At 31.3% G+C, this 1,112-nt stretch carries 1 protein-coding gene; it reads right to left on the minus strand.

The window, feature by feature from the left end:
• The coding region (locus H6A13_RS12975; RefSeq protein ID WP_204909943.1) for a ThiF family adenylyltransferase at nt 1-1,042 on the minus strand (1,042 nt) is incomplete at its 3' end.
• Nucleotides 1,043-1,112: the final 70 nt, after the last annotated feature.

The raw sequence follows: 1,112 nt of genomic DNA on the forward strand, positions 1-1,112 counted from the left end.
CCATATATCTATCTTCTTTTGATCTCCACTGTGCTTTAATCTCGAATTTTTGCTGTCTGGCCCATTTCATTTTTCCAATCCATGTAAATTCGTAATTATGCTTTTCTTTCTTCATATAAATTTTCCTATAATAAACATCCAAAAAATCCAAAACAAATTTCTGAGCTTCAAAACCCGCATACGGAGCATATGCGCTTTGACATCCTGCTTCGCTCTTTAAATATTTATTACTCTTGATCAAAACATTATTATTAAACCTACCGTTGATGTCGAAGATATGCTTTTCTGTGCTCGGATCAATTTCTCCCCGGAAAACCAACGCATGTCCAGCAACTAAATATGGCTCTACCCAAAGAATAATGCATTCTTTCTTAACTTGTTTTTCTTTTAATAATTGTATTACTTTCTTTTCGATCAATGTATTTCCTACACATATCAAAATCAAATCAAAACTATTTAACTCTGTACAACGGTTCAAAAAAAACTCCCAAGCGTTTTCGTCTATAGACTTACATTTCATCGCAGGGTAATGTTTTAAAAGTTCGAATTTAAGAGCCTCTGATTTTGATGTGGGTAAACATAAATAATTGCTACCACATAAATGTCTAGCTAAATTTTCTACCTCTAAAAGATCTTTATCAAGTAAAGTGATATCATCAGTGATTCCTATATCGATTATTGCTTTACTTACATAACTTCCTATGGAACCACATCCCATTAGCAGACACCTTTTATCAAAATTCACATTCCCGTCTCCACCTCTCGTAAATAATCTTTGCATTTGATAATTTCTTGTTATAAGTTTCTTGAATGTTTTTCCTTTGTTTGCTGCTAATATTCCTTTTACATTTCTACGGGACAATTTGAACCCATAAGATGATAGACCAATTTCTAAAGATAAAAGACATTTCCCGATCCCATTATCTGCATATAAAATAATTAATCCCTTACCAGAATTTTTGCATAAAAATCCATAAAATGTTGATAAATCTGTTTCTGGAATCAACTTTTGAATATCGGCGATTTTTTTTAAATTTATCAAAACCTTTTTTCCTATATTTATGAATAATGCTCTTTCATAGATTATTTCTTCCGGTTTTATACCATAAGAA

The organism is Mordavella massiliensis, from assembly GCF_016902415.1.
GTDB lineage: Bacteria > Bacillota > Clostridia > Lachnospirales > Lachnospiraceae > Merdimonas > Merdimonas faecigallinarum.